The 25,933-nt window shown below is 60.3% G+C and carries 21 protein-coding genes; 16 read left to right on the forward strand and 5 right to left on the reverse strand.

Translation table 11 applies throughout. The features are described 5' to 3' along the window. Window positions 1–56 precede the first annotated feature (56 nt). From ACA051_RS08620 to phhA, 5 genes are all read right to left on the reverse strand, one after another. Window positions 57–257, reverse strand: coding sequence for a hypothetical protein (locus tag ACA051_RS08620; protein ID WP_497309146.1), 201 nt, complete (start codon window positions 255–257; stop codon window positions 57–59). A gap of 77 nt (window positions 258–334) precedes the next feature. Beyond that, the gene (locus ACA051_RS08625; protein ID WP_010461912.1) at window positions 335–466 is read right to left on the reverse strand and encodes a hypothetical protein; all 132 of its coding nucleotides are present in this window, start codon (window positions 464–466) and stop codon (window positions 335–337) included. A gap of 276 nt (window positions 467–742) precedes the next feature. Further along, the gene (locus ACA051_RS08630) at window positions 743–1,936 is read right to left on the reverse strand and encodes an amino acid aminotransferase (protein WP_497309147.1); all 1,194 of its coding nucleotides are present in this window, start codon (window positions 1,934–1,936) and stop codon (window positions 743–745) included. Continuing rightward, window positions 1,936–2,292, reverse strand: coding sequence for a 4a-hydroxytetrahydrobiopterin dehydratase (locus ACA051_RS08635; RefSeq protein WP_129442142.1), 357 nt, complete (start codon window positions 2,290–2,292; stop codon window positions 1,936–1,938). The genes ACA051_RS08630 and ACA051_RS08635 overlap by 1 nt, the downstream gene beginning before the upstream one ends. Before the next feature lie 104 nt (window positions 2,293–2,396). After that, complete coding sequence (gene phhA / locus ACA051_RS08640; protein ID WP_010457022.1) at window positions 2,397–3,185, reverse strand: phenylalanine 4-monooxygenase; 789 nt, start codon at window positions 3,183–3,185, stop codon at window positions 2,397–2,399. 397 nt (window positions 3,186–3,582) lie between these two features. Between phhA and ACA051_RS08645 the strand changes: the two genes are divergently transcribed. The 16 genes from ACA051_RS08645 to ACA051_RS08720 all read left to right on the forward strand — a co-directional run bounded on the left by ACA051_RS08645 (window position 3,583) and on the right by ACA051_RS08720 (window position 25,933). After that, window positions 3,583–5,145 (forward strand): sigma-54-dependent transcriptional regulator, encoded by a 1,563-nt coding sequence (locus ACA051_RS08645; RefSeq protein WP_497374383.1) that lies wholly within the window; start codon window positions 3,583–3,585, stop codon window positions 5,143–5,145. A gap of 279 nt (window positions 5,146–5,424) precedes the next feature. Next, complete coding sequence (locus ACA051_RS08650; protein WP_497373144.1) at window positions 5,425–6,756, forward strand: IS110 family RNA-guided transposase; 1,332 nt, start codon at window positions 5,425–5,427, stop codon at window positions 6,754–6,756. Window positions 6,757–7,136: 380 nt separating this feature from the next. Then, window positions 7,137–7,877, forward strand: a complete 741-nt coding sequence (locus ACA051_RS08655; RefSeq protein WP_497309152.1) for a flagellar basal body rod protein FlgF — start codon at window positions 7,137–7,139, stop codon at window positions 7,875–7,877. Window positions 7,878–7,922: 45 nt separating this feature from the next. Continuing rightward, on the forward strand, window positions 7,923–8,708 hold the full coding sequence (flgG, locus tag ACA051_RS08660) for a flagellar basal-body rod protein FlgG (protein ID WP_219097700.1): 786 nt from the start codon (window positions 7,923–7,925) through the stop codon (window positions 8,706–8,708). 51 nt (window positions 8,709–8,759) lie between these two features. Then, window positions 8,760–9,455 carry a flagellar basal body L-ring protein FlgH gene (gene flgH / locus ACA051_RS08665; RefSeq protein ID WP_497309154.1) on the forward strand — a complete coding sequence of 232 codons (696 nt, stop codon included), beginning with the start codon at window positions 8,760–8,762 and terminating at the stop codon, window positions 9,453–9,455. Window positions 9,456–9,482: 27 nt separating this feature from the next. Beyond that, the gene (locus ACA051_RS08670; RefSeq protein WP_497310555.1) at window positions 9,483–10,571 is read left to right on the forward strand and encodes a flagellar basal body P-ring protein FlgI; all 1,089 of its coding nucleotides are present in this window, start codon (window positions 9,483–9,485) and stop codon (window positions 10,569–10,571) included. Window positions 10,572–10,582: 11 nt separating this feature from the next. Continuing rightward, window positions 10,583–11,881 carry a flagellar assembly peptidoglycan hydrolase FlgJ gene (gene flgJ / locus ACA051_RS08675; RefSeq protein ID WP_497309155.1) on the forward strand — a complete coding sequence of 433 codons (1,299 nt, stop codon included), beginning with the start codon at window positions 10,583–10,585 and terminating at the stop codon, window positions 11,879–11,881. 23 nt (window positions 11,882–11,904) lie between these two features. Then, the gene (gene flgK, locus ACA051_RS08680) at window positions 11,905–13,971 is read left to right on the forward strand and encodes a flagellar hook-associated protein FlgK (RefSeq protein ID WP_497309157.1); all 2,067 of its coding nucleotides are present in this window, start codon (window positions 11,905–11,907) and stop codon (window positions 13,969–13,971) included. Between the two features lie 13 nt (window positions 13,972–13,984). After that, complete coding sequence (locus ACA051_RS08685) at window positions 13,985–15,550, forward strand: flagellar hook-associated protein 3 (RefSeq protein WP_497309158.1); 1,566 nt, start codon at window positions 13,985–13,987, stop codon at window positions 15,548–15,550. A 93-nt stretch (window positions 15,551–15,643) separates the two neighbouring features. Continuing rightward, on the forward strand, window positions 15,644–19,216 hold the full coding sequence (locus ACA051_RS08690; protein WP_497374385.1) for a glycosyltransferase: 3,573 nt from the start codon (window positions 15,644–15,646) through the stop codon (window positions 19,214–19,216). Between the two features lie 1,185 nt (window positions 19,217–20,401). After that, window positions 20,402–21,175, forward strand: coding sequence for a glucose-1-phosphate cytidylyltransferase (gene rfbF, locus ACA051_RS08695; RefSeq protein ID WP_094471206.1), 774 nt, complete (start codon window positions 20,402–20,404; stop codon window positions 21,173–21,175). Further along, complete coding sequence (gene rfbG / locus ACA051_RS08700; protein ID WP_497309161.1) at window positions 21,157–22,239, forward strand: CDP-glucose 4,6-dehydratase; 1,083 nt, start codon at window positions 21,157–21,159, stop codon at window positions 22,237–22,239. Before rfbF ends, rfbG begins: the two co-directional genes overlap by 19 nt. Continuing rightward, on the forward strand, window positions 22,236–22,796 hold the full coding sequence (locus tag ACA051_RS08705; RefSeq protein WP_497374387.1) for a dTDP-4-dehydrorhamnose 3,5-epimerase family protein: 561 nt from the start codon (window positions 22,236–22,238) through the stop codon (window positions 22,794–22,796). The genes rfbG and ACA051_RS08705 overlap by 4 nt, the downstream gene beginning before the upstream one ends. After that, window positions 22,793–24,019, forward strand: coding sequence for a methyltransferase domain-containing protein (locus ACA051_RS08710; protein ID WP_497374389.1), 1,227 nt, complete (start codon window positions 22,793–22,795; stop codon window positions 24,017–24,019). Before ACA051_RS08705 ends, ACA051_RS08710 begins: the two co-directional genes overlap by 4 nt. Next, window positions 24,016–24,873, forward strand: coding sequence for an NAD-dependent epimerase/dehydratase family protein (locus tag ACA051_RS08715; RefSeq protein ID WP_497374391.1), 858 nt, complete (start codon window positions 24,016–24,018; stop codon window positions 24,871–24,873). The genes ACA051_RS08710 and ACA051_RS08715 overlap by 4 nt, the downstream gene beginning before the upstream one ends. Next, entirely contained in the window at window positions 24,863–25,933 is a 1,071-nt protein-coding gene (locus ACA051_RS08720; RefSeq protein WP_497374393.1) for a class I SAM-dependent methyltransferase, read from the forward strand. The genes ACA051_RS08715 and ACA051_RS08720 overlap by 11 nt, the downstream gene beginning before the upstream one ends.

The following is a 25,933-nucleotide window of genomic DNA, read 5'->3' on the forward strand; positions in this document are numbered from 1 at the left end:
TAGCGGCGCGAACGGCCGTGGGGCGTGGAAAAGTAAAACTATTTGCCGAGCGGGGGTTACTCAGGGTTTTGCGGGGCAACCAGTTGGGTCGTGACCAGAGCGGCCAGGGCGTTTTCTTCGGTGCCGAAACGGGCGAGCAACGCGGCTTGTTTCTCGGGAGGCAGGCGATTCCAGATCTCGATCATCTTCTCGGCGGTGCCGATCAGGACGCTGGCTTGCTGCTCTTCATTAAAAGTAGGGCTGAATTCGTCGGTCATGGTGTGGAGCTCGGCGGTTCAGGCGGTGTGGAAAGCGCATGTTAGCGCTTTCCACACGGTCTGGCATTGCAGGTGTATCAGTCTTCGCTGTCGGCCTGGCGGCGTTCAGTGGCTTCTTTCGGCTCGGGCTGTTGGGCACCGGCTTGTTGCGTGGTTGTCTGCTCAGTTTCGTGCAGGCTTGGGAAGGGGAGATTAGGGATCTCGTGCATGTTTCGCGCTCCTCGCAAAGTCTGTTGATAGATCTGGTAGATCCGCGCTTTTAAAAAGCTTGGGCAGGATACAGCAGGAGAAATGACAAACAGACTTTTATATCCATTTGTTTCGACGGATGGAGTTGTCTAGACAGGTCTGTAGCAGCGCCACAAAACAAATGTGGGAGCGAGCCTGCTCGCGATAGCGGCGGCCACATTCAACATCAATGTGGCTGATTAACCGCTATCGCGAGCAGGCTCGCTCCCACAGGGGGCGCTTTGCAGGGCTTGAGGTTACTTGCAGACTTCGGCGATGGCCTCGGCCAGCAGATCAAGGCGGGTTGCATCGATCCCGGCCACGTTCGCCCGGCCGGTGCCGACCATGTATACGCTGTGATGATCACGCAGTTGTTTCACTTGCTCCGGCGACAGGCCGGTGTAGGAAAACATCCCGCGTTGCACACCGATATGCGCAAAACGCTCGCGCAAACCATGGGGTTCAAGCGCTTCCACCAGACCGCTGCGCAATTGCGCGATGCGCAAACGCATGGCTTCCACCTCGTCGGCCCAGAGGCTTTTCAGCTCGGGATCGCCAAGAATCGTCGCGACCACGGCAGCACCATGATCCGGTGGCGTCGACCACAGGTTGCGAGCGATGTTTGCCAGTTGGCTGCGGATATCCACCAGCTTCTCAGCGGTTTTCGCACAGACAATCAATGCGCCGGTGCGGTCCCGGTACAAACCGAAATTCTTCGAGCAGGAACTGGTGATCAGCACCTCCGGCAACTCGGCCGCGAACAGTCGCGTCGACCACGCATCCTGTTCCAGGCCATCGCCGAAACCCTGGTACGCGAAGTCAATCAGTGGCACCAGATCGCGGCTGCGCACCACGTCCAGCACGCGGCGCCAATCGTCATGGGACAGATCGAAACCGGTCGGGTTGTGGCAGCAGGCGTGCAGCAACACCACATCGCCCTTCGGCGCGTCTTTGAGCACTGCCAGCATGGCTTCAACGTCGAGGCGGTTGTCGCTGCCGACGTAGGGGTAATGACTGACCTTGACCCCGGCCGCCGCGAAGATGGTCTCGTGGATCGGCCAGGTCGGGTTGCTCAACCACACGCCACGGCCCGGCAGGCACTGGGCAATGAAATCCGCGCTCAGACGCAGCGCGCCGGTGCCGCCCGGGGTTTGGGTGGCGCCGGCCCGTTGTTCGGCGATCAGCGGGGAGTCGGCGCCGAGCACCAGCTCACTGATCGCCTTGCCGAACGCCGGTTCGCCGTGACCACCGATGTAGGTCTTGGTGGTCTGACGATCCACCAGCCGCTGCTCGGCGAGCTTCACGGACTGGGGAATCGGCGTCAGGCCCTGGGCATCTTTATAGACGCCCACGCCAAGGTCGAATTTGCGCGGGTTCGGGTCCTGCGCATAGGCCTCCATCAGGCCGAGAATCGGGTCTCCGGGAACTCGACCTATGGCGTCGAAATGCATTATTTGCGGCCCTCGGCGTCCTTGGCCACTTCGTCAGTGCGAGCGGCCATGATGAAATCATTGCGGTGCAGACCCTTGATGGAGTGGCTCCACCAGGTCACGGTGACTTTGCCCCACTCGGTCAGCAGGCCTGGATGGTGACCTTCAGCCTCGGAAATTTCACCGACTGCGTTGGTAAATGCCAGGGCGTGCTTGAAATTCTTGAACAGGAACACTTTTTCCAGCTGCATCACGCTGTCGCGCACTTCGATGTTCCAGTCCGGGATCTGCTTGATCAGTACCGGCAATTCTTCGTCGCTGACTTGCGGGGCACCGGCTTGGCAGGCTTCGCAGTGGGCTTGGTTCAATGTGGACATGATGGGTTCCTGAAATCGAATTATTGGAAATCGGCCGTCAATGACACCACGCTAAACCAAAGCGTCGGTTCCTGACAGGCTCACTTGATTCTAAAAGCTGCGGATCACGCGGCTTTTTTAGGTGGAAATTTAGGCGCGTGCAAACCCAACTGCATGCCTTGCTTGACCATGGCCATGATGTCTTCATGAGCCACATCGAACAGGCGCTTGAGGTTCGGCAGGACAAAGTACAGCGGCTGCAGGATGTCGATGCGGTAGGGCGTGCGCATGCATTCCAGCGGATCGAAGGCCTGATGCTCTGGTTCGTCCGACAGGCAGTAAACGGTTTCTTTCGGCGAGGAGAGAATACCGCCGCCGTAAATGCGCAGGCCTTCTGGTGTATCGACCAGGCCGAACTCGATGGTCATCCAGTACAGACGCGCCAGGTACACGCGTTCTTCCTTGGTGGCTTGTAGGCCGAGTTTGCCGTAGGTGTGGGTAAATTCCGCGAACCAGGGGTTGGTCAGCAGCGGACAGTGGCCAAAGATCTCGTGGAAAATGTCCGGCTCTTGCAGATAGTCCAGCTCTTCGCGGGTACGAATAAAGGTCGCCACCGGAAACTGCTTGTTGGCCAGCAATTCGAAAAAGGTCTGGAAAGGGATCAGCGCCGGAACCCGGGCCACTTGCCAGCCCGTGGTTTCACCGAGGACTTTGTTGATCTCGCCCAATTGCGGAATGCGGTCGTGGGGCAGACCGAGTTTTTCGATACCGTCCAGGTATTCCTGGCACGCACGACCCTCGATCACTTTCAGTTGACGAGTAATCAGCGTGTTCCACACCGCGTGTTCTTCAGCGGGGTAGTCGATAAAACCTTGCGCATCGGGCTCGCGAGCCACGTACTGCGTCTGCTTCATGCTGCTCTCCTGCTAGGGGATTTCGTTCTTGTTATGTGCTGCTATGGACCTAGAAATACCCCAAGGCGTGCCGCGTTGCAGCAGGTGATCAGTTGTGTGTGTAGGAGAATTCGGTGTTTTTCGTAAAGTTTTCGTTACGGATTGACGCCTGTGGCGCAGCTATTGAGATTTACGGGTTTGAAACGGCGCACAGGTGTCACATAATCTTGACGACTATCTGAGCGCGTTGGCAAAAAACCTCTGGACGCACCGTAATTTCCTGTGGGAGCGGGCTTGCTCGCGAAGGCGGCCTGCCTGATACATCAATGTCCAATATGCCGACGCTTTCGCGAGCAAGCCCGCTCCCACAGGGTCTTTGCTTGGCAACAACCCATTCACCGTTTTTTCGGGCCTTTATATGCGTATCAAAGTCCACTGCCAGAACCGTATCGGCATCCTGCGCGACATTCTCAACTTGCTGGTCGAGTACGGAATCAACGTCGCTCGCGGCGAGGTCGGCGGTGAGCATGGCAATGCGATCTACCTGCATTGCCCGAACCTGATCAACATTCAGTTCCAGGCGCTGCGTCCGAAATTCGAGTCGATCGCCGGGGTATTTGGCGTCAAGCGTGTAGGGCTGATGCCCAGCGAGCGTCGGCACATGGAACTCAATGCCTTGCTCGGCGCCCTGGAGTTTCCGGTGTTGTCGATCGACATGGGCGGCTCCATCGTCGCGGCCAACCGTGCGGCGGCGCAGTTGCTGGGGGTGCGGGTCGATGAGGTGCCGGGGATTCCGCTGTCGCGGTACGCCGAGGATTTCGACCTGCCGGAACTGGTGCGCGCCAACAAGTCGCGAATCAACGGTTTGCGGGTCAAGGTCAAGGGCGATGTGTTTCTCGCCGACATCGCACCGCTGCAATCGGAGCATGACGACAGCGAAGCCATGGCCGGCGCGGTGTTGACGTTGCACCGGGCGGATCGGGTCGGTGAGCGCATCTATAACGTGCGCAAACAGGAGTTGCGCGGGTTCGACAGCATTTTCCAAAGCTCCAAGGTCATGGCGGCGGTAGTGCGCGAGGCCCGACGCATGGCACCGCTGGATGCGCCGCTCTTAATAGAAGGCGAAACCGGTACCGGTAAAGAGTTGTTGGCGCGTGCCTGCCACTTGGCGAGCCCTCGCGGTCAATCGCCGTTGATGGCACTCAACTGCGCCGGTCTGCCGGAATCGATGGCCGAGACCGAGCTGTTCGGTTACGGCCCCGGTGCTTTTGAAGGGGCGCGGGCCGAAGGCAAGCTCGGGCTGCTGGAACTGACGGCGGGCGGTACGCTGTTTCTCGATGGCGTCGGCGAAATGAGCCCGCGCTTGCAGGTGAAATTGCTGCGCTTCCTGCAGGACGGATGCTTCCGTCGTGTGGGCAGTGATGAAGAGGTCTATCTGGATGTGCGGGTGATCTGCGCGACGCAGGTGGATTTGTCCGAGTTGTGCGCGCGCGGTGAGTTTCGACAGGATCTGTATCACCGCTTGAACGTGCTGTCGCTGCACATCCCGCCCCTGCGTGAATGCCTCGACGGTTTGACGCCGCTGGTGGAGCACTTCCTTGATCAGGCCAGCCGGCAGATCGGTTGCCCGCTGCCGAAACTGGCGCCCGCGGCCATGGAGCGGCTGAGTCATTACCATTGGCCGGGCAATGTCCGGCAGTTGGAGAACGTGTTGTTCCAGGCGGTTTCCCTCTGCGAGGGCGGGACCGTGAAGGCTGAGCACATTCGCTTGCCGGATTACGGCATGCGTCAGCCGCTTGGCGATTTCTCCCTCGAGGGTGGGCTGGATGCGATTGTCGGGCGCTTTGAGAAGGCGGTGCTGGAGCGGTTGTATTCAGAGCATCCGAGCAGTCGGCAGCTGGGCAAGCGGTTGGGGGTTTCCCATACGACGATCGCCAATAAGTTGCGGGAGTATGAAGTCGGTAAAGACCCCGGCGCATAAGCACCTGCAATAACTTTATTGTGGCGAGGGAGGCCCCGCGCCGTCTTCGACGCCGCGCTGTCGCGCAGCAAACAGGTTCATCGTAAAGTTTGAAGAACGCGCGCGGGGCAAAGGCCGTAACCAGCACTGGTGTGACAGCACCCGAGAGGGAGAGTGGCCTGCACGGTATCGGCGTGGAGTCGCTGACGGCATGGCGTAAGCCATGACCTCGTATAAGAGAGTGAATCCGTTCGCCACCGTGTACCCCGCGCGCGTCGTTCAATCCTGCGAGGAATTGTCATGGCGCGCAAGAACCAGAAGCGTTTTGAGATTATCCATCATCACTGTGCCGGCATTGATGTCGGCCTTCGCGAACACTGGGTCGCCGTGGATTCAGGGCGATGTGATCCGCCTGTTCGTCAATTCTCCACCTTCACCGACGACTTGATTGCTTTGGCCGACTGGCTCCAGTCACTGAACATCAACGTGGTGGCCATGGAGGCGACGGGGGTCTACTGGATCCCCCTTTTCGAAGTGCTGGATGCACGCGGATTCGAGGTTTACCTCGTCAACTCGCGCGCCACCCGGCAGACCTCAGGTCGCAAGTCCGATGTGCTCGACTGCCAGTGGATTTGGCAGCTCATGACCCATGGCCTGCTCAGCGGTGCGTTTCGCCCTTCGGATGAAATCTGCTCAATGCGCTCTCTGGTCCGTCAGCGAGCCAATAAAGTCTGCGATCAAGCCAAGTCCATCAATCGCATGCAAAAAGCCTTGAGCCAGATGAACATCCAGCTGGCCCAAGTCATCAGCGATATCACCGGGGTGACGGGCCTGAAGATTTTGCGGGCTATTGTCGGCGGCGAGCGTAACCCTGAACAACTCGCAACGATGAAAGACGGGCGCATCAAGGCAGATCAGGCGACCATTGCCCGCAGTTTGCATGGCAACTGGCGAGCCGAGCACTTGCATGCTCTGAGTCAGGAATTGGCCTGCCATGACTTTCTGGAAACCCAGATCGCCGAGTGTGACCGGGCCATCGCCCAGGCACTTGAGCGACTACCGGTTCTTGAGCATGAACCAGTGGCACCCGGCAAGCCGCTGCGCAGCCCGCACCGCTCGACCGACCAACAGCAAGCGTTGCACCGGGCATTGAACAAGGTAATGGGTGTGGACCTGACGGCTATCCCCACCATCGGGATTGATACGGCGCTGGTATTAGCCAGTGAATTGGGGCCGGATTTGTCACGTTTTCCCACCTCTCAGCACTTTTGCTCCTGGCTGGGCGTGGCACCGCCTACGCGGATATCAGGAGGTAAACCGCTTCCAGGGAAAGCACCGAAAATCATTAATCGAGCAGCTCAAGCGCTTAAGCAAGCGGCTTCCAATGGGCGACAGGACAAAAGTTTCATCGGCGCCAGCCACCGCGCCCGCCTGACGCGGATGGACACCAGTTGCGCGATCAAAGCCACCGCACACCAATTGGCGCGGCTGATCTACGCCATGCTGACGAAGGGGCAGCCCTATGTTGAGAAGGGAATTGAAGAGTTTGAAGAAAAAAGCCGCAGCCGACAGCTGCGCGCTCTGGAGCGAAAAGCACGCAAGCTAGGCATGCAACTGGTCAAAGCAGCATGATTTTTCAAGAGCAAAAACAATGGGTTATTTTTTGTTTGATAAGAGCTTGCTCCCGCTCGGGCGCGAAGCGGCCGCAAAACCATCCGGCGCGACCTCCCTGTCAGGCCTCGACCAATCTTTTTGGGGCTGCTTCGCAGCCCAGCGGGAGCAAGCTCCTTCGCCACAGGGGAATCTGTTGGCTGCAATGGCCGGCACTTGCCACCAAACGGCATAACACCGCCGGTTTTTCGTCTCCGATACATTTCCCCAATCCCTGCAAAACCCCTCAAGTCCTTTGTTTGCCGGGCCTCGCGCCGCCAGAAAAAAGTTGGTCTGTAAATTGCTTATCGCTCAGCAGTACAGCGGTGGGCGGCAAACGTCCGGCATGCAGAGGAAAGAGTGTGGATAAGTACCTTTATGTGGCAATGACCGGCGCCAGCCAGAATGCACTGGCGCAGAAGGCTCATGCCAACAACCTGGCAAACATCTCCACCAACGGTTTTCAGAAGGACCTGGAACAGGCCCGTTCGATGCCGGTGTTTGGTGACAGCTTTCCGGCGCGTGCGTTTGCCATGACCGAGCGTCCGGCCACCGACTTCTCTCCAGGTTCGCTGGTTGAAACCGGTCGCGACCTCGACGTCGCGGTGCAAGGCAATGGCTGGATCGCCGTGCAGACCCCCGATGGCGCTGAAAGCTACGTGCGCACCGGCAGCCTGAACGTGGACGCCCTGGGCGTGCTGCGTGCCGGCAACGGTATGCCGGTGATGGGCAATGGCGGACCGATCGCCGTGCCGCCCGAGCAGAAAATCGAAGTGGGCGAAGACGGCACCATCAGCATCCGCGCCATGGGCGAAGGCCCGCGCGTGATGGCTGAAGTCGACCGCATCAAACTGGTCAACCCTGACCTGAAGAACATGACCAAAGGCCTGGACGGTTCGATCCACACCAAGGACGGCAAGCCGGCGCAAGCCGATGCAGGCGTCAAACTGGTGTCCGGGTTCCTTGAGTCGAGCAACGTCAATGCCGTGGAAGAGATGACCTCGGTGCTGGCTTTGTCGAAGCAGTTCGAGCTGCACATCAAGATGATGAACACCGCCAAAGACGATGACCAGGCCATGGCTCGGGTCTTGCAGATCAGCTAATTATCAGAACGTCGCGCCGTAAAACAGGCGCACGAGGAGAATCGAATGCTTCCGGCTCTATGGGTTGCCAAAACAGGTCTGTCCGCCCAGGACACCAACCTGACGACCATTTCCAACAACCTGGCGAACGTGTCGACCACGGGTTTCAAACGTGACCGCGCCGAGTTCCAGGACTTGCTCTATCAGATCAAACGCCAGCCAGGCGCTCAGTCGACCCAGGACAGCGAACTGCCGTCGGGTCTGCAAGTGGGTACCGGTGTGCGCATCGTCGGCACTCAGAAAAACTTCACCGCCGGCAGCCTGCAAACCACCGAGCAACCGCTCGACTTGGCCGTAGACGGTCGCGGTTTCTTCCAGATCCTGCAGCCGGACGGCACCACGTCCTACACCCGTGACGGCACGTTCCACCTCGATTCCAACGGCCAGATCGTCAACGCCAGTGGCTTCGCCCTGGAACCGGCCATCGTCATTCCGAACGACGCGCAGACCTTCACGGTCGGTCGCGACGGCACCGTGTCCATCACCGTTCCGGGTAACCCGGCCAACCAGGTGATCGGCAACCTGCAAACCGCCGACTTCATCAACCCGGCCGGTCTGCAAGCCGTGGGTAACAACCTGTTCCTGGAAACCGCCGCCAGCGGCGCGCCGCAAATCGGCACCCCGGGCCTGAACGGTTTCGGTACCACGCTGCAGAACACCCTGGAAACGTCCAACGTCAGCACCGTTGAAGAGATGGTCAACATGATCACCACTCAGCGCGCTTACGAGATGAACTCCAAGGTGATCTCCACCGCCGACCAGATGCTCTCGTTCGTAACGCAGAATCTGTAATCAGTCTATGAGGTGACCATGAGGTCGCCTGCAACACCGTGAGGTAGGGTCATGAATCGCTTTGTATCTGTTCTGGCACTGAGTGGGGTTGTCGTGCTCGCGGGCTGCGTCGCTCCGCCGCCCAAGCCCAATGACCCTTACTACGCTCCGGTGTTGCCGCGCACGCCGTTGCCGGCTGCCGCCAACAACGGCTCGATCTATCAGGCCGGTTTTGAACAGAACCTGTACAGCGACCGCAAGGCGTTCCGGGTCGGTGACATCATCACCATCACCCTGAACGAACGCACTCAGGCCAGCAAGAACGCCAACTCGCAAATCGGCAAGAACAGCAAGACCGACATCGGCCTGAGCTCGTTCTTTGGCGGCGGTCTGAACACCAATGACCCGATTGGCAGTGGCGACTTGAGCCTGGACGTCGGCTACAGCGGCGACCGTGCGACCAAGGGCGACAGCAAATCCGGGCAGAGCAACAGCCTGACCGGCTCTATCACCGTGACCGTCGCTGACGTGCTGCCCAACGGCATCATCGCCGTGCGCGGCGAGAAGTGGCTGACGCTCAACACCGGCGATGAGCTGGTGCGGATTGCCGGCATGGTGCGCGCCGATGACATCGCCACCGACAACACCGTGTCGTCGACCCGTGTCGCCGATGCACGCATTACCTACTCGGGCACCGGTGCGTTTGCCGATGCGAGTCAGCCAGGCTGGTTCGACCGTTTCTTCCTCAGCCCGCTGTTCCCTTTCTAGGTGGCTACGTTGAATTTCAAGCATTTGATGATGGCCGCCTTGATGCTCTCGGCTGCGTTCAACGCGCAAGCCGAGCGGCTGAAGGATATCGCCAGCATTTCCGGCGTGCGTTCCAACCAATTGATCGGCTACGGCCTGGTGGTCGGGCTTAACGGCACCGGCGACCAGACGACGCAAACCCCGTTCACTCTGCAGACCTTCAACAACATGCTCTCGCAGTTCGGCATCAAGGTGCCGCCGGGTTCGGGCAACGTGCAGTTGAAGAACGTCGCCGCCGTGTCGATCAGTGCTGATTTGCCGGCGTTTGCCAAACCGGGTCAACAGGTCGACATCACCGTTGCTTCTATCGGTAACTCCAAGAGCCTGCGCGGCGGGACCTTGCTGCTGACGCCGCTCAAGGGTATCGACGGCAACGTCTACGCGATCGCCCAAGGCAACCTGGTGGTCGGTGGTTTTGATGCGGAAGGTCGCGACGGTTCGAAGATCACCGTCAACGTTCCGTCGGCTGGTCGCATCCCTGGCGGTGCCTCGGTCGAGCGTTCGGTGCCGAGCGGTTTCAACCAGGGCAACAGCCTGACCCTGAACCTCAACCGTTCGGACTTCACCACCGCCAAGCGCATCGTCGACAAGATCAACGACATGCTCGGCCCTGGCGTTGCCCAGGCCATCGACGGCGGTTCGATTCGGGTCAGCGCGCCGCTCGATCCAAGTCAGCGCGTCGACTATCTGTCGATCCTCGAGAACCTTGAAGTCGACCCGGGCCAGGCGGTGGCGAAAGTCATCATCAACTCGCGCACCGGCACCATCGTGATCGGCCAGAACGTCAAGGTTTCACCCGCTGCCGTCACTCACGGCAGCCTGACGGTGACCATTACCGAAGACCCGATTGTCAGCCAGCCCGGCCCTCTGTCCAATGGCCAGACCGCCGTCGTGCCGCGCTCGCGAGTCAACGCTCAGCAAGAAGCCAAGCCGATGTTCAAGTTCGGCCCGGGCACCACCCTCGACGAAATCGTGCGGGCGGTGAACCAGGTCGGCGCGGCACCGGGTGACTTGATGGCGATCCTTGAAGCACTGAAGCAGGCCGGCGCGTTGCAAGCCGACCTGATCGTGATCTGAGGACAGCGACCATGGATATGCGCAAGGGCGGTCTGGGTGTCAGCAGCAACGATTCGGGGTCCTATTCGGACTTGAATCGTTTGAACCAGCTCAAGGTCGGCGACAAGGACAGCGACGCGAACATGCGCAAGGTGGCGCAGGAATTCGAGTCGCTGTTCCTCGGTGAAATGCTCAAGTCCATGCGCTCGGCCACCGAAGCGCTGGGCAAGGACAACCCGCTCAATACTCCGGCGGCCAAGCAATACCAGGAAATGTACGACCAGCAGCTGGCCGTTTCCATGTCCCGCGAGGGCGGCGGTATTGGTCTGGCGGACGTGCTGATGCGCCAGATGTCGAAGAACAAACCGCTGGCGCCAGGCGAGGCTGCGGCCTTGTCCGCCGCCAAGCAGGAGGCGGCGAAAGCGGCCGTGCCGACACCGGTTGCCGCGGGCACTGTGGCCACTGACGGTCCGCTGTCTCGCCTCAATGGTCAGCGTCCGTTGTGGGCCTCGCGCTCGGTAAAAGCGCCGACAGGCGAGGGCACCCATCACAACGACATGGAGCTGATCAATCAGCGCCGTCTGGCCTTGCCGCCGAAACTGGCCGATCGTTTGCTCGCCGGTCTGGTGCCTTCGGCAGCGACGACCGCCGCGACAACTCCGAACAAAACCTTGCTGCCCGAACGTGCCGCGACGCCGGTTGTGACGGGTGCCGGCCCGCTGTTCAATGGCGACTGGCTGCCCTCGCCAACCGATAACAAGTCGAGCGGACGCCTGCAGGTTTACGGCCGTGCGATGGCGCAGATTCCGCTGGCGCCACCGAAGAAAGCCTTCAGCTCCGCCGACGAATTCGTCAACACCATGTTGCCGATGGCCAAGGAAGCCGCCGACCGTATCGGCGTCGATCCGCGTTACCTGGTGGCCCAGGCTGCCCTCGAAACAGGCTGGGGCAAATCGGTCATGCGTGCCCAGGATGGCAGCAGCAGTCACAACCTGTTCGGCATCAAGGCCAGCAGCAGTTGGAAGGGTGAATCGGCGCGAGCGATCACCAGCGAATTCAGGAATGGCGAGATGGTCAAGGAGACGGCCGAGTTCCGTTCCTACGATTCATACAAAGACAGCTTCCATGACCTGGTGACTTTGCTGCAAACCAATAATCGCTATCAAGATGTTGTGAAGTCTGCCGATAACCCAGAACAGTTTGTACGCGAACTGCAGAAAGCCGGGTATGCAACCGACCCGGCCTACGCAAGCAAAATTTCGCAGATAGCCAAGCAGATGACGAGTTACCAAAACTACGCTGCGGCGGGCGCTTCCACTACGCCTCTATAGGCACAAGGCATAAGGTCTGAACCATGAGTTTGCTCAATATCGGGATGTCGGGTCTGGCCGCTGGCCAATCCTCGTTGATGACTACCGGCAATAACATTGCCAACGCCGACACCGCCGGTTATTCACGCCAGCAAACCGTGCAGGGCACCAAGGCCTCGAATCAGTTCGGCAATGTTTACATCGGCACCGGTACGACCCTTGCCGATGTACGCCGCGTCTACAACAGCTACCTCGATGCGCAATTGCAGACCACCACATCGCTCAACAGCGATGCGGCCGCTTATGCCGGGCAGGTCAGCCCGCTCGACGCCTTACTCTCGGACAGCGGCACCGGCCTCAATGGCGCCCTGACCAAGTTCTTCGCCTCGGTGCAGAACGTCAACGCCAAGCCGGGTGACGACGCGTCGCGTCAACTGCTGCTCAGCGACGCCCAGGCCTTGAGCAATCGTTTCAACTCAGTGTCCAGCCAGTTGACCCAGCAAAACGCGAGCATCAACGGCAACCTGACGAACATGGCCGATCAGGTCAACAAACTCGCTGCTACCGTGGCGCAGTTGAACCAGAAAATCTCCGAGGTTTCCAAGTCCGGCGGCATGCCGAACGAGCTGCTCGATGCGCGTAACGAAACCGTGCGTCAGCTCTCCACCTTCACCGGTGCGCAGGTCATCGAGCGCGACGGTAACCTCGACGTTTATCTGGGCAGCGGCCAGCCGCTGGTCATTGGCGGCACCGCCAGCACCCTGTCCGTGGTGCCGAGCCAGAACGATCCTTCGCGCATGGGCATTCAGCTCGATCGCAACGGCAGTACCATCGACATCACCTCGGTGATGACCGGTGGTGAAATGGGTGGCCTGCTGCGTTATCGCAACACCGTGCTGGACCCGGCGATGAACGAACTGGGCCGCGTGGCTCTGGTTGTCGCCGATCAGATGAACAGCCTCCAGGCCCAGGGCATCGACAAGAACGGTGCGTTCGGCTCGAACCTGTTCAACAGCATCAACAGTGCCGCGCAGATGGCCCAGCGCAGCGTCGCTACGGTCGGCAACAGCGTCGGTTCGGGTAACTTCGATGTGAGCATCGAAGACAGCGGCAAGCTGACCATCAACGATTACAAGGTCACTTTCACCAGCGGCACCAACTACACCGTGCAGCGTCTGCCGGAGGGCACGTCCATGGGCGCCTTCAGCACCCTGACCACGCCGCCGCCAGTGATCGATGGTTTCTCGCTGACGCTTTCCGGCGGCACCGCCGCGGCTGGCGACACGTTCAAGATCACTCCGACCCGCAACGCGGCGGCGAACATCAAGACCGAGATGACCGATAGCAAGCGCCTGGCCATCGCGGCTCCGTTGAGCGCGGCTATTGTGCCGGGCGGCAGCGGCACCTTGACGATTCCGGCCAGCGGTCAACCGACCCTGACCACTAAGTTTGATATTTACGATGCCGCCACCACCACGGTGATCCAGAACGGCATCAAGACTTCGATGCCAGTCAAGGTGGTGTTCGGTGCAACCAGTGCCGGTGGTACCAGCCAGACTTACCAATTGCTGGATGCCAAGGGCGTCATGATCAGCAGTGGCACTATCAAACCAAACCAGAACAACACCCTGAGCCTGAGCGTGCCGCTCAAGGATGCGTTGGGTGCGCCGATCATGGATCCGGGCCCGCCCGCCGTGCAGCGTACCGCGACCTTCGACATGACCGTGGCCGGTTCGCCAGGTAATGGCAGCGCGATCGACATCAACGTCGCGCAGCCAGGCACCATGGACAACCGCAACGGCACCGCACTGGCCGGTTTGCAAACCAAGCAGGTCGTCGATACCGGGAGCGCCAGCAAAGGCATTTCCCTGACTGACGCCTACGGCAAACTAGTCGAAGGCGTGGGCGCCAAAGCCGCTCAGGGCAAGCTCGACAGTGCCGCAACCGGGGCCATCCTGGCCAACGCCAAAGGTGCTCGCGACTCGTTGTCCGGTGTCGACCTCGATGAGGAAACCGGCAACCTGGTCAAATATCAGCAGTACTACACCGCCTCTTCGCAGATCATCAAGGCTGCGCAGGAAATCTTCAGCACACTGATCAACAGTCTTTAAGGAGTCGTAGCCCATGCGCATTTCTACCGCCCAGTTTTACGAGTCCTCTGCTGCGAACTACCAGAAGAACTTCGCCAACGTGGTCAAAAGCAGCGAAGAGGCCAGCAGCCTGGTTCGCGTCAACACCGCCGCCGATGATCCGGTTGGCGCTTCGCGCCTGCTGCAATTGGGTCAACAGGCTTCGATGCTCGATCAGTACAAGGCCAACACCAACACCCTCAAGGCGACCCTGGGTCAGACCGAAGCGGTGATGACCAGCATCAATAACGTGCTGCAGCGCGCTCAGGAGCTGGCCATTGGTGCTGGCAACGCCGGTTACACCGACGCCGACCGTCAGGCCAACGCCAAAGAGCTGGGTCAGATCGAAGAGCAGTTGCTGAGCCTGATGAACAGTAAGGACGAGAACGGCAAGTACATTTTCGCCGGTTCCAAGGGCGATACCGCGCCGTTCTCGCGCAATGACGATGGCACCTACAGTTACAATGGCGACCAGGTGACCCTCGACCTGGCGATTGGCGACACCATGTCGATGGCAACCAACAGCACTGGCTGGGAAGTATTCCAGCAGGCGATCAATACCAGCCGCAGCCTGGTCACCATGACCGCACCGGCCGTGGATGACGGTCGCGTAGTCCTGTCCAATGGTCAGGTTTCGTCGAGCGTCACCTACAACAACGCATTCCGTGCGGGCGAACCGTATACCGTCGATTTCATCAGCGGCACCCAGTTGAAAATCACCGATTCGGGCGGTAACGACGTAACCGCCGAAGCCAGCCAGGGCGGTGCGTTCGACCCGGCTGCCAAAGGCGGCCAGGGCGTGTCGTTCCGCGGTGTCGAGTTGACCCTCAACATCAACTTGTCGGCTGGCGATACCGCAGCCGCCGTGTTGCCGGGCCACAGTTTCACCCTGGCGGCCAAGCCTGACACCTTCACCGCAACTCGCAGCCCGGGCAACCCGTCGCCAACTCAAGTGACCGGCAGCAGCATCACTAACCCAGTGGCTTACCACGCCAGTTTCCCGACTGGTTCGGCGGTCATGAAGTTCACCAGTGCCACTACGTTCGACTTGTATGCGGCCCCCTTGACTGCCAGCAGTCAGCCGGTGTCTGCCGGCACGGTTGCGGCTGGCGTTGCTACCGCCTCGGGCGTGAGCTTCAACCTCTCCGGTGCACCGGCGGCAGGCGATCAGTTCAGCGTGTCCGTCAACACTCACGAAACCCAGAACATTCTGGACACCGTGAACCAGTTGAAAACCGCATTGAACACGCCCACCAATGGCGACAAGATCCTGACCCAGAAGCTTCAGGCCTCGCTGGATTCGGGCCTTGGCAACCTGAAAAGCGGCAACGATCAGTTGTCTAGCTCGCTGAGTTCAGTGGGCGGTCGCGGTTCGGCCCTGGATACCCAGAGCGACACCAACCAGAGTCTGGTCCTGGCCAACACCCAGACCCAATCGGCGATCCGCGATTCCGATCCGGCCACCGTGATGACTCGCCTGACCTTGCAACAAACCATGCTGCAAGCATCGCAACTGGCTTTCAGCAAGATTGCTCAGCTGGGCTTGTTCAACAAGATCTGAGCCTGTGCCTGTCGAGCTGCCAACCGTCTTTTCCTAAGCGGTTACGAAGCCTCTGCCTGAAAGGGCAGGGGCTCGCCGCTCGAGAGTTTCGCCGTGAATCAACACCCTCTAGTCAGCATCGTCATCCCCGCCTTCAACCCGCGCTTTTTCAGTCAGGCGCTGGAAAGTTCGCTCGCCCAAACGTACTCGAACATCGAGATCGTCATCTGTGACGATTCGTCCTCAGACGAGATCCGCGAAATCGTCGAGTCGTTTGCCGACCCCGTACACACCGTTCGTTACTTGCGAAACCCGAAGCGTCTTGGCCTGCAAAAGAACCTGCTGCGCTGCGTTGAATCAGCGCGTGGCGAGTTCATCAAAGTGCTGTGCGACGACGACCGTCTGTTCGCGCCGAGCATCGCAATGCAGGCCCAGGTATTGATCGATCATCCCGAGGCCACCCTCGTTTGCGCCCTGCGCATGATGAGCGATGCCAACAACTTCATCTTGCCGCCCCGGATTGATAACTGCCGTTTTTCGCCCATTGACTCGTTGCTCAAGGGCGATGACATGCTGGCGATTTTCGAGGGTACGCCGAAGAATTTCATCGGTAATTTCAGCTCGACGCTGATGCGCCGTGCCGATGTATTGGAGCTGTTGCCGGCGCTAACCCAGGAAGGCTCTGGCTTTGTCGCGATGCTCGATTTTGCCTTGTTCGTGTGCCTGTTGCGTCGCGGAAACCTGGCGGCGCTGAACACCGTGCTGAGCACCGAGCGTCAGTACCCGGAGCGCCTGAGCAAGACCCTGGAAATGACGCGGGCCGCCGTGCAGGAATGGGAATGGCTGACGCAAATGCTGACTGCGCGCGGTGGCGAATCGGCACCGGCCTCGGGTTGGGTGCGCAGCGTCGAACTGAGCAAGGCTTCAGAAGAACCGCGCAAGTGGGAAGAGTTGTGCGTGGTTCGTGTACTCGGCAACCGCAACACCGTGGTCAACGGCCGAGTCGGCGGGAACAGCGACAGCTATGCCGATTTCTACCGCGAGTGGTTGTCGGTGCGCACCTTCAATCCGGCGGAAGCGCGGCACATGCCGGAGCGTATCAGCCGCTGGGCGGTGCGTCCGAACCTGGTGCCGATCGTCATCGACACCGAATCCGACAGTGCCGGGTTGAAAGCCACGCTGGCCAGCCTCGCCCGTCAACTGTACGCACCGCAAGCGGTCGTGGTGCTTTCCAACGCTGACTGCGATGGCGACGATAAAGTGCTGCAGCTGCCGCTTGAGGAAAACTGGGCGCAACAGCTCAATGCCGTGGTGCCGCAACTGGAAGGTGCGCATTGGTTCTATCTGCTGCGGGCGGGTGACACGCTGCGCGAGTCGGCGCTGCTGGTCCTGGCCGAGCGCATCGCCAACACGCCGGACATGCTGTGTGCCTATAGCGATGAAGGCGCGCTGGTCGAGGGTGAGTCCGTCGACCCGGTGTTCAAGCCTGACTTCAACCTCGACCTGATGCGTTCCTACCCTTACGTCGGCCGAACCCTGGCGTTCGAGCGTCAGCGCTTTCTGACGGCGGGCGGTTTCGATTCGGCGCACGGCGAACTGGCGCCGCAGGATTTGCTCTGGCGCCTGGTGGAAGAGGCCGGGTTGCACACCATTGAGCACATCGCCGAGATTCAGGTGGAGTCGACCCAGACATTCCCCGACTGGATGTCGTTGCCTGAGGTGATCGAGGGCAGTGAGGCACTGGTCAGTGCGCACCTGACCCGCATCGGTCTGGAACACCGGATTCGCCACGAAGAATTGCCGCTGCTCAATCGCATCGATTACCTGCACGGTCAGCGGCCTCTGGTGTCAATCATCATTGCCGCGGGCACGTCGCTGGGCGCGTTGCAGCGCTGCACCGAAAGCCTGATTGAAACCACCGCGTACACCGAATACGAAATCCTGATTGTTGATGAAGGTCGCGGCGATCCGGCGATGGCCGATTGGCTGGACGCCATGGCTCAGATGGGCGCGGCCATGCTGCGAGTGCTGCGTTATGCCGGCAGTGGCGGTGAAGCGACCCTGGTCAACTTTGCTGCCGAGCACGCCCGGGGCGAATACCTGTTGACGCTCAGCCCGCGCAGTGTGATTTGCGCGGGCGACTGGCTAGCCGAACTGCTCAATCACGCTCAACGCCCGGAAGTCGGCGTGGTCGGTGCGCGGCTGCTCGGTCCCAACAATGCGATCGTCTCCGCGGGTTTGATCCTGGGGCTCGCCGGACCTGCCACTTCGCCGTTTCTCGGTGAGCACGCCAGTGCCCGGGGTTACATGCAGCGTCTGCAAGTGGTGCAGAACTGGAGCGCGGTCAGCAGTGATTGCCTGATGGTGCGCAAAGACGTGTTCGACAGCCTGGGTCAGCGCGATGATGCTGAGTTCAACCTCGGGCTCAGCGGCGTTGATCTGTGCCTCAAGGCGGGTCAAAACGGTTACCTGGTCGTCTGGACGCCATTTTCGACCGTGATGATGGGCGAAGACCCGTCACCGGCAGCCACGCCGGCCACTGTGCAGGCGCAGGTGCTTGAGCAGGAAACCTTCTACAAAAAGTGGTTGCCGACGATCTCTCGTGATCCGGCCTACAACCCTGCGCTGACGCTCGGCGTGGCGAGTTTCAGTCTGGAGCCTTCGCTGCGTAATAACTGGAATCCGTTCTGCCATCGCGACCTGCCGCTGATTCTCGGTTTGCCGGTCAATGAATCAGCGATCGGGCATTACCGTGTGACGGCGCCGCTGGCAGAGCTTGAGGCTGCCGGGCGAGTCATCTCTCGGGTGGCCTACGAGTCGCCGTCGTCCGTGGAAATCGAGCGTCTGTCGCCTGACACCATTATCTTGCAGGGTCGTTATAGCGAAGGCTCGGCGGCCGACATTCTGCGCATGAAGAAATACTCCAGCGCTCTGCGGATTTTCGAGTTGGACGACTACATTGTCAGCACGCCGAAAAAGAACAGCCATGCCCGGAACAAGCCGACCAACACCGAACAGATGCTGCGTGACGGTATTGCCTTGTGTGATCGGGTGGTGGTGACCACTCAGGCGCTGGCCGATGTGTTGTCGAGCATGCACAGCGAGATTCGCGTGGTGCCCAACATGCTGCCGCCCGAGCCGTGGGCGACGCTGACCAGTCAGCGCCGTACCTCGAAGAAGCCGCGGGTTGGCTGGGGTGGCGGTACGAGTCACACCGGCGATCTGGAAATCATTGCCGACGTGGTTCGTGAGTTGGCCAATGAGGTGGAATGGGTGTTCTTTGGCATGTGTCCGGATGCGTTGCGCCCTTACATCCATGAGTTCCATGGCACCATCGATTTGCAGAGTTATCCGTACAAGTTGGCGAGCCTGAATCTAGACCTTGCATTGGCACCGTTGGAGTTTCATATCTTCAATGACTGCAAAAGCAATCTGCGGTTGCTGGAGTACGGCGCGTGCGGGTATCCGGTGATTTGCACTGATACCCGGGCCTATGACGGGTTCTTGCCGTGCACCAAGGTGTCGAGTAACAGCACTGAGGAGTGGTTGCAGGCGATTCGTATGCACTTGGCTGATCCGGATGCCAGTTATCGCATGGGGGATCAATTGCGGGAGGCGGTGCATCGGGACTTTATGTTGCGGGGGGATAATCTTCAGCACTGGCTTTGGGGGTGGTTGCCGGATTGATTGATTGTTCGGTGTACATATCCGTTCCTGCGGTAACGGCGGCTTATGGTTTCGCCCTTACGGCGACTCACTTTTTTTTTCAAACGCCAAAAAAACAGTAAGCAAAAAAAGGCTCGCCCCGAGCGTCCGGCCCCTCGCCTAGGCTCGGCGTTCCTTCGCTCCGGCATTCATCTGGGGGCATCGCCTCCGGTCGGCTTCGCTTCGACCTCCTCTCGATGTGTGCGGCTTCGCCGCACGGCGCTACGCGCCTACCCCCCAGATAAACACCTCCACTCAGCCTCCCGAAGGGGCGGGCAGATCAAAATCAAAAGCAGGCGAGCTAACGCTCGGCCTGTTGAGTGGTGAGGAGCGAAGCGTGTACACCGAACCCCTTGTAGGAGCGAGGCTTGCCCGCGAAGGCGGCTTTGTAGCCGACCTGTTCTTGGGACGTACGCAAGCTTCCCAAAGGCTGCGATCCTTTCGGCTTCGGCTTCGGCTTCGGCTTCGGCTTCGGCTTCGGCTTCGGCTTCGGCTTTGGCTTTGGCTTTGGCTTTTGACGTTGATCTTGATCTTGATCTCTCGCCCCTTCGGCAGGCCGAGCGTAGGTGTTCATCAGGGGGTTAGGCGCGCAGCGCCGTGCGGCGAAGCCGCACACATCGAGAGGAGGTCGTCGCGAAGCAGACCGTAGGCGATGCCCCCTGATGGACACCGTAGCGAGGGAACGCGGAGCCTCAGCGAGGCGCCGTACGCCGGGGCGAAGCCTTTTGGTTCCTTTTTGCTGGGCCGGCACTCCGGCGTTTGAAAAAGGGACTCCCTGTAAGAGCGAAACCATAAGTAGCCGTTACCGCAGAAACGGATATGTACCCAAATCCAAAATCCAAAATCCAAAATCCAAAATCCCAAATCCCAAATCCCAAATCCCAAATCCCAAATCCCAAATCCAAAATCCAAAATCCAAAATCCAAAATCCAAAATCCAAAATCCAAAATCCCAAGTTCACCTCCCGCCCCTAAAACCCTCCAAACCCCACCAGTCGCCGACCCCAGACAATTGGCTCACTTCCTGCAAGTCCCCCGTATATCGCCATAAAACCTTCACCCCAAAACGCGTGAAGGCCCCAGTGGCTGCGGGTAAATGATGTGCATCTGACGGTTCGCCGACCCTTGCGGGGGGTGGCAGGGCCGCGCGAAGAGCAAGAGGACAGCGATGAAGGCAGTAATTCTGGCAGGTGGTCTCGGTACGCGGATCAGCGAAGAGTCGCACCTCAAGCCCAAGCCAATGATCGAAATCGGCGGCAAGCCAATTCTTTGGCACATTATGAAACAGTACTCCGCCCACGGGATTCATGACTTCGTGATCTGCCTTGGCTACAAGGGCTACGCGATCAAGGATTTCTTCGCCAACTACTTCCTGCACACTTCCGACGTCACCTTCGACATGTGCAACAACCGCATGGACGTTCACCAGAACTACAGCGAGCCGTGGCGCGTGACCCTGATCGATACCGGCGAAGACACCATGACCGGTGGCCGCCTGCGCCGCGCCGCCCGTTACCTGGAAGGCGAAGAAGCGTTCTGCTTCACCTACGGCGACGGCGTCTCGGACCTCAACATTGGCGCGTTGGTGGACTTCCACCTGACTCACGGCAAGCTCGCGACCGTGACCGCCGTGCAGCCCCCGGGTCGTTACGGCGCCCTGGAGCGCGACGGTGACAGCGTCAAAGGCTTCATTGAGAAGCCACGCGGTGACGGCGGCTGGATCAATGGCGGTTTCTTCGTGCTGTCGCCCAAAGTGCTGCCCTACATCGCCGACGATCAAACCTCATGGGAAGCCGAGCCGCTGGCTGCGTTGGCCAACGAACAGCAACTGCAAGCCTTCCAGCACGACGGTTTCTGGCATCCGATGGACACCCTGCGCGACAAAAACCACCTTGAGCAGTTGTGGCTGAGCGGGGAGGCCCCATGGAAACAATGGGATTGAGCCCGGAGTTCTGGCGCGGCAAGCGGGTCCTGCTGACCGGCCATACCGGTTTCAAAGGCAGCTGGCTGACGTTGTGGCTGCAAAGCCTGGGTGCCGAGGTCAGCGGTTTTTCGCTGGACCCGTCGACCGAGCCGAGCCTGTTCGAGCTGGCGCGAGTGCACGAAGGCATCAACGATCAACGCGGCGACCTGCGTGACCTCGGCGCACTGCTGGAACTGATCGCCGAGACCCAGCCGGAAATCGTCCTGCACCTGGCAGCCCAGCCGCTGGTGCGCGAAGGTTATCGCGACCCGCTGGGGACTTACTCCAGCAACGTGATGGGCACCCTCAATCTGCTCGAAGCGATTCGCCAGGTCGGCGGCGTGCGCGCCTGCGTGCTGGTGACCACCGACAAGGTCTACGCCAACCAGGAGTGGCTGTGGCCGTACCGTGAAAACGAAGCCCTCGGCGGGCACGATCCCTACAGCAGCAGCAAAGCCTGTTGCGAGTTGTTGGCACAGTCTTACGCCGCTTCGTTCTTTCCGGCGGAAAAGCATGCCGAGCACGGTCTGGCCCTGGCCACCGCGCGTGCCGGCAACGTCTTGGGCGGCGGTGATTTTGCCCCGGAGCGTTTGATTCCCGATGTGCTCAAGGCCTGGTCCGCCGACGAACCGGTGACCTTGCGCTACCCGCAAGCGGTGCGCCCGTGGCAGCACGCGCTGGAGCCGCTGGCCGGTTACCTGCAACTGGCCGCCGGCCTCTACGAGCAAGGCCCGGAGTTTGCCGGTGCCTGGAACTTCGGCCCGAGCGAAGCGGACATGTGCAGCGTTGGCGAAGTGGTCGAATTGCTCGCCAGCCGTTGGCCGCAATCGCCTGGCTTGCGCATCGAACCGAGTGATTTGCATGAAGCAGGTCTGTTGCGCCTGGACAGCAGCCGCGCTCGTCAACTGTTGGCCTGGCAGCCGCGCTGGTCGTTGCAGCAGTGCCTGACCCAGACTCTCGACTGGCACCTGGCGTGGCAAAACGGCGACGACATGCGCGCCATTACCCTGGGCCAGTTGAACCTGTACCGAGGCGCGCTGTGAGCGAGTTTCTGTTGAAACCATTGCCGCTCGCCGGGCTGTTCAGCGTGCAGCACAAACGCTTCGAAGATGATCGCGGACACTTTGCGAGGCTGTTCTGTGAAGGCAGCCTCAGTGCCTTCGGCCAACCGTTTCATATCCGTCAGATCAACCATTCCTGCACACGTTTACGCGGCAGTGTGCGCGGTCTGCATTACCAGAACGCCAGCGCGCCGGAAGCCAAGCTGATCACCTGCCTGCGCGGTGAAGTCTGGGACGTGGCAGTGGACTTGCGCCCCGACTCCGAGACTTTCCTGCACTGGCACGCCGAACACCTGCGGGCTGGCGACGGTCGCAGCCTGTTGATCCCGGCCGGGTTCGCCCATGGCTTCCAGACCCTGACCGACGACGCCGAATTGCTCTACCTGCACAGCGCTGATTACACGCCGGTGCACGAGGGTGGTTTGAGCGTGAACGATCCACGGCTGGCGATTGCCTGGCCGTTGCCTGTCAATAATCTGTCGGTACGGGATTCCAGCCATCCCTTGCTCGATGAACACTTCGCTGGAGTACGTGTATGAACTGCCGTGGTTGCGGGACTTCTCTGGCCTTGCCGCTGATCGATCTTGGCACCTCGCCGCCGTCCAACGCTTATGTGCGCGCCGATCAGTTGGAACAAGCCGAGCAATGGGTGCCGCTGAAAGTGGCGGTGTGTCAGCAATGCTGGCTGGTGCAGACCGAGGATTACACCAGCGCCGACAGCCTGTTCGACGCCGAGTATGCGTATTTCAGTTCGTTCTCCAGCACCTGGCTGGCCCATGCCGACAAATACGTCGCCGAGATGGTCGAGCGTTTCGGCCTGAGCACCGACAGCCGCGTGGTGGAAATTGCGGCCAACGACGGTTACCTGTTGCAATACGTCGCCGGGCGCGGCATTCCATGCCTGGGTGTCGAGCCGACCCGCAGCACCGCACAAGCGGCGCGGGAAAAAGGCCTGGAGATTCGCGAGCTGTTCTTCGGCCGCGATACGGCATCGCAATTGATCGCCGACGGTTGGTCCGCCGACCTGATGGCGGCCAATAACGTGCTGGCCCATGTGCCGGACATCAACGATTTCCTCGGCGGTTTCGCGACATTGCTCAAGCCGACCGGTGTGGCGACGTTTGAGTTTCCGCAATTGCTGACGCTGATGGCCGGGCAGCAGTTCGACACGCTGTATCACGAGCACTATTCGTATCTGTCGTTGACCGCTGTCCAGACCCTGTGCGCGCGCAACGGTCTGGAAGTGTTCGACGTCAGTCAGCTGTCGACCCATGGCGGATCGCTGCGGGTCTTTGTCCAGCGCGCCGACGGTGTGCGCCGCGACGTGCAGTCAGCAGTTGCTCAGCAGCTGCAGGCCGAACTCGCCGCCGGGGTGAAAACTCCCGAGTACTACGCGACCCTCGCGCCCGCTGCCGAACGCATCAAGCACGAACTGCTGCGTTTCCTGTTGCAGGCAAAAGCCGATGGCAAACGTGTGGTTGGTTACGGCGCCGCAGCCAAGGGCAACACCTTGCTCAACTACGCTGGGGTCAAACCCGACTTGCTGGCGTGGGTGGCCGATGCCAACCCGCACAAGCAGGGCAAGTACTTGCCGGGCAGTCGCATTCCGATTGTGTCGCCGGCACAGATCGATATCGAGAAGCCGGATTACGTGTTGGTGCTGCCGTGGAACCTGCTGCACGAAGTCAGTCAGCAACTGGCCCAGGTACGCCAGTGGGATGGCCGCTTTGTCATCGCCGTGCCTGAGTTGACCGTCCTGTGAAGGTCCTGGTCACCGGGGCGACCGGGTTCGTCGGCCGGCATCTGGTCAAGGCCTTGCTCGCCCGTGGCTGCGAAGTCCGCGCCGTGGCGCGTAACGCCGAGACCGCCGCGAACTTGCCGTGGATCAATGCCGTGGAATTCGTTGCGGCGGATATTCACGCCGCCGACCTCGATATCGCCGCGCTGACCGATGGCATCGATGCCTTGGCGCACCTGGCCTGGCCAGGGTTGCCTAATTATCAGGCGCTGTTTCACTTCGAGCACAACCTGATGGCCGACTACCGGTTCATCAAGGGCGCGGTCGAGGCGGGCGTCTCGCAAGTGCTGGTCACCGGTACCTGTTTTGAATACGGCTTACAGAGCGGGCCGCTCAGCGAGCAGACCGCGCCGCAGCCGAGTAATCCTTACGGCTTGGCAAAAAACACCCTGCGCCTGTTCCTCGAGAATCTGCAGCGGGTTCAACCGTTCACCCTGCAATGGGCACGGTTGTTCTACCTGCACGGCGAGGGGCAAAACCCGAACAGTTTGCTGGCGGCGCTGGACCGGGCAATCGATGCCGGCGACGCCAGTTTCAACATGTCGGCCGGCGAACAACTGCGCGATTACCTGGCCATCGACACGGCCGCGGGTTACCTCGCCGCCATCGTGCAACAGTGTGAATTCGACGGCGTGATCAATTGTTCCAGCGGCCAACCGGTTTCGGTCCGAGCGCTGGTCGAGCAGCGACTGCGCGAACGTGGCGCAGCGATCCGCCTGAACCTCGGTCACTACCCATATCCGACCCACGAGCCAATGGCGTTCTGGGGCGTGGCGGACCGTTTGCAACAGCTACTGGGAGCAGAGCATGAGGCATGAGTTGTATCGGGTCGCCGACCTGCCGGTGTTGCAGAACCGTACCTTTGCCGACCCTGCGTCGGCGAAAGCGTCGGCGTGCGCCGACATGGTCTTGGTGCAGGACGAAAAGAGCGGGTTGATCTTCAACCAGGCCTTCGATGCCGACAAGCTCAGCTACGACGCTGACTACCAGAACGAACAGGCGCACTCGGGCCAGTTCCAGAAGCACCTGAGCGATGTCGAAGGCATCATTGCCCGTCACTTCAAGGGTCAGGAACTGATCGAAGTCGGCTGCGGCAAAGGCTACTTCCTCGAGCTGCTGAAAAGCCTGGGCTACGCCATCACCGGCATCGACCCGGCCTACGAGGGCAACAACGCTGACGTGATCAAGGCGCCGTTCACCCGTGGCCTGGGCCTGGCGGCGGACGCCATTGTGCTGCGCCATGTGCTGGAACACATTCAAGACCCGGTGAGTTTCCTCGCCGAGATGGCCGATGCCAATCAGGGCGGGCAGATCTACATCGAAGTGCCGTGCTTCGACTGGATCCTTGAGCACCGTGCCTGGTTCGACCTGTTCTACGAGCACGTCAATTATTTCCGCCTCGATGACCTGCGCCGGATGTTCGGCACGGTGCACGAGGCCGGTCACCTGTTCGGTGGCCAATACCTGTACATCGTGGCGGACCTGGCGACCTTGCGCCTGACCCCGGAACAACCGGTGCCACGCCTTGAGCTGCCACAGGGTTTCACCAGCAGCCTCGAGCGTGCGGTGCAGATTATCCAGGCCGTGCCCGAGCAAGGTTCGGCAATCTGGGGCGCGTCGTCCAAAGGCGTGATCTATTCGCTGTTCCTGCAGCGGGCCGGCGTGGCGGTGGATCGCGTGGTGGATATCAACCCGGCCAAACAGGGGCGGTATCTGCCCCTGAGCGGCGTGCGGGTGTCCTCGCCGCAAGAGGCCATGGACGCTCTGCCCGAAGGCGCCAACCTGTTTGTGATGAACTCCAACTACCTCGAAGAAATCAAGCGGATGACCGATGGACGCTACGTCTATCACGCCGTCGACAGCGCTTCGTTCCAGTGA

It is taken from the genome of Pseudomonas sp. LBUM1669 (assembly GCF_059695705.1).

What these genes read in the sequence shown, in the direction of transcription:
- ACA051_RS08710 (WP_497374389.1), top strand. Translation starts at nt 22,793, where the DNA reads ATGAACTGCCGTGGTTGCGGGACTTCTCTGGCCTTGCCGCTGATCGAT.
- ACA051_RS08635 (WP_129442142.1), bottom strand. Translation starts at nt 2,292, where the DNA reads ATGTCCACATTGAACCAAGCCCACTGCGAAGCCTGCCAAGCCGGTGCC.
- phhA (WP_010457022.1), bottom strand. Translation starts at nt 3,185, where the DNA reads ATGAAGCAGACGCAGTACGTGGCTCGCGAGCCCGATGCGCAAGGTTTT.
- rfbG (WP_497309161.1), top strand. Translation starts at nt 21,157, where the DNA reads ATGGAAACAATGGGATTGAGCCCGGAGTTCTGGCGCGGCAAGCGGGTC.
- ACA051_RS08645 (WP_497374383.1), top strand. Translation starts at nt 3,583, where the DNA reads ATGCGTATCAAAGTCCACTGCCAGAACCGTATCGGCATCCTGCGCGAC.
- flgJ (WP_497309155.1), top strand. Translation starts at nt 10,583, where the DNA reads ATGGATATGCGCAAGGGCGGTCTGGGTGTCAGCAGCAACGATTCGGGG.
- ACA051_RS08630 (WP_497309147.1), bottom strand. Translation starts at nt 1,936, where the DNA reads ATGCATTTCGACGCCATAGGTCGAGTTCCCGGAGACCCGATTCTCGGC.
- ACA051_RS08650 (WP_497373144.1), top strand. Translation starts at nt 5,425, where the DNA reads ATGGCGCGCAAGAACCAGAAGCGTTTTGAGATTATCCATCATCACTGT.
- ACA051_RS08720 (WP_497374393.1), top strand. Translation starts at nt 24,863, where the DNA reads ATGAGGCATGAGTTGTATCGGGTCGCCGACCTGCCGGTGTTGCAGAAC.
- ACA051_RS08620 (WP_497309146.1), bottom strand. Translation starts at nt 257, where the DNA reads ATGACCGACGAATTCAGCCCTACTTTTAATGAAGAGCAGCAAGCCAGC.
- flgH (WP_497309154.1), top strand. Translation starts at nt 8,760, where the DNA reads ATGAATCGCTTTGTATCTGTTCTGGCACTGAGTGGGGTTGTCGTGCTC.
- flgG (WP_219097700.1), top strand. Translation starts at nt 7,923, where the DNA reads ATGCTTCCGGCTCTATGGGTTGCCAAAACAGGTCTGTCCGCCCAGGAC.
- ACA051_RS08685 (WP_497309158.1), top strand. Translation starts at nt 13,985, where the DNA reads ATGCGCATTTCTACCGCCCAGTTTTACGAGTCCTCTGCTGCGAACTAC.
- rfbF (WP_094471206.1), top strand. Translation starts at nt 20,402, where the DNA reads ATGAAGGCAGTAATTCTGGCAGGTGGTCTCGGTACGCGGATCAGCGAA.
- flgK (WP_497309157.1), top strand. Translation starts at nt 11,905, where the DNA reads ATGAGTTTGCTCAATATCGGGATGTCGGGTCTGGCCGCTGGCCAATCC.
- ACA051_RS08625 (WP_010461912.1), bottom strand. Translation starts at nt 466, where the DNA reads ATGCACGAGATCCCTAATCTCCCCTTCCCAAGCCTGCACGAAACTGAG.
- ACA051_RS08670 (WP_497310555.1), top strand. Translation starts at nt 9,483, where the DNA reads ATGATGGCCGCCTTGATGCTCTCGGCTGCGTTCAACGCGCAAGCCGAG.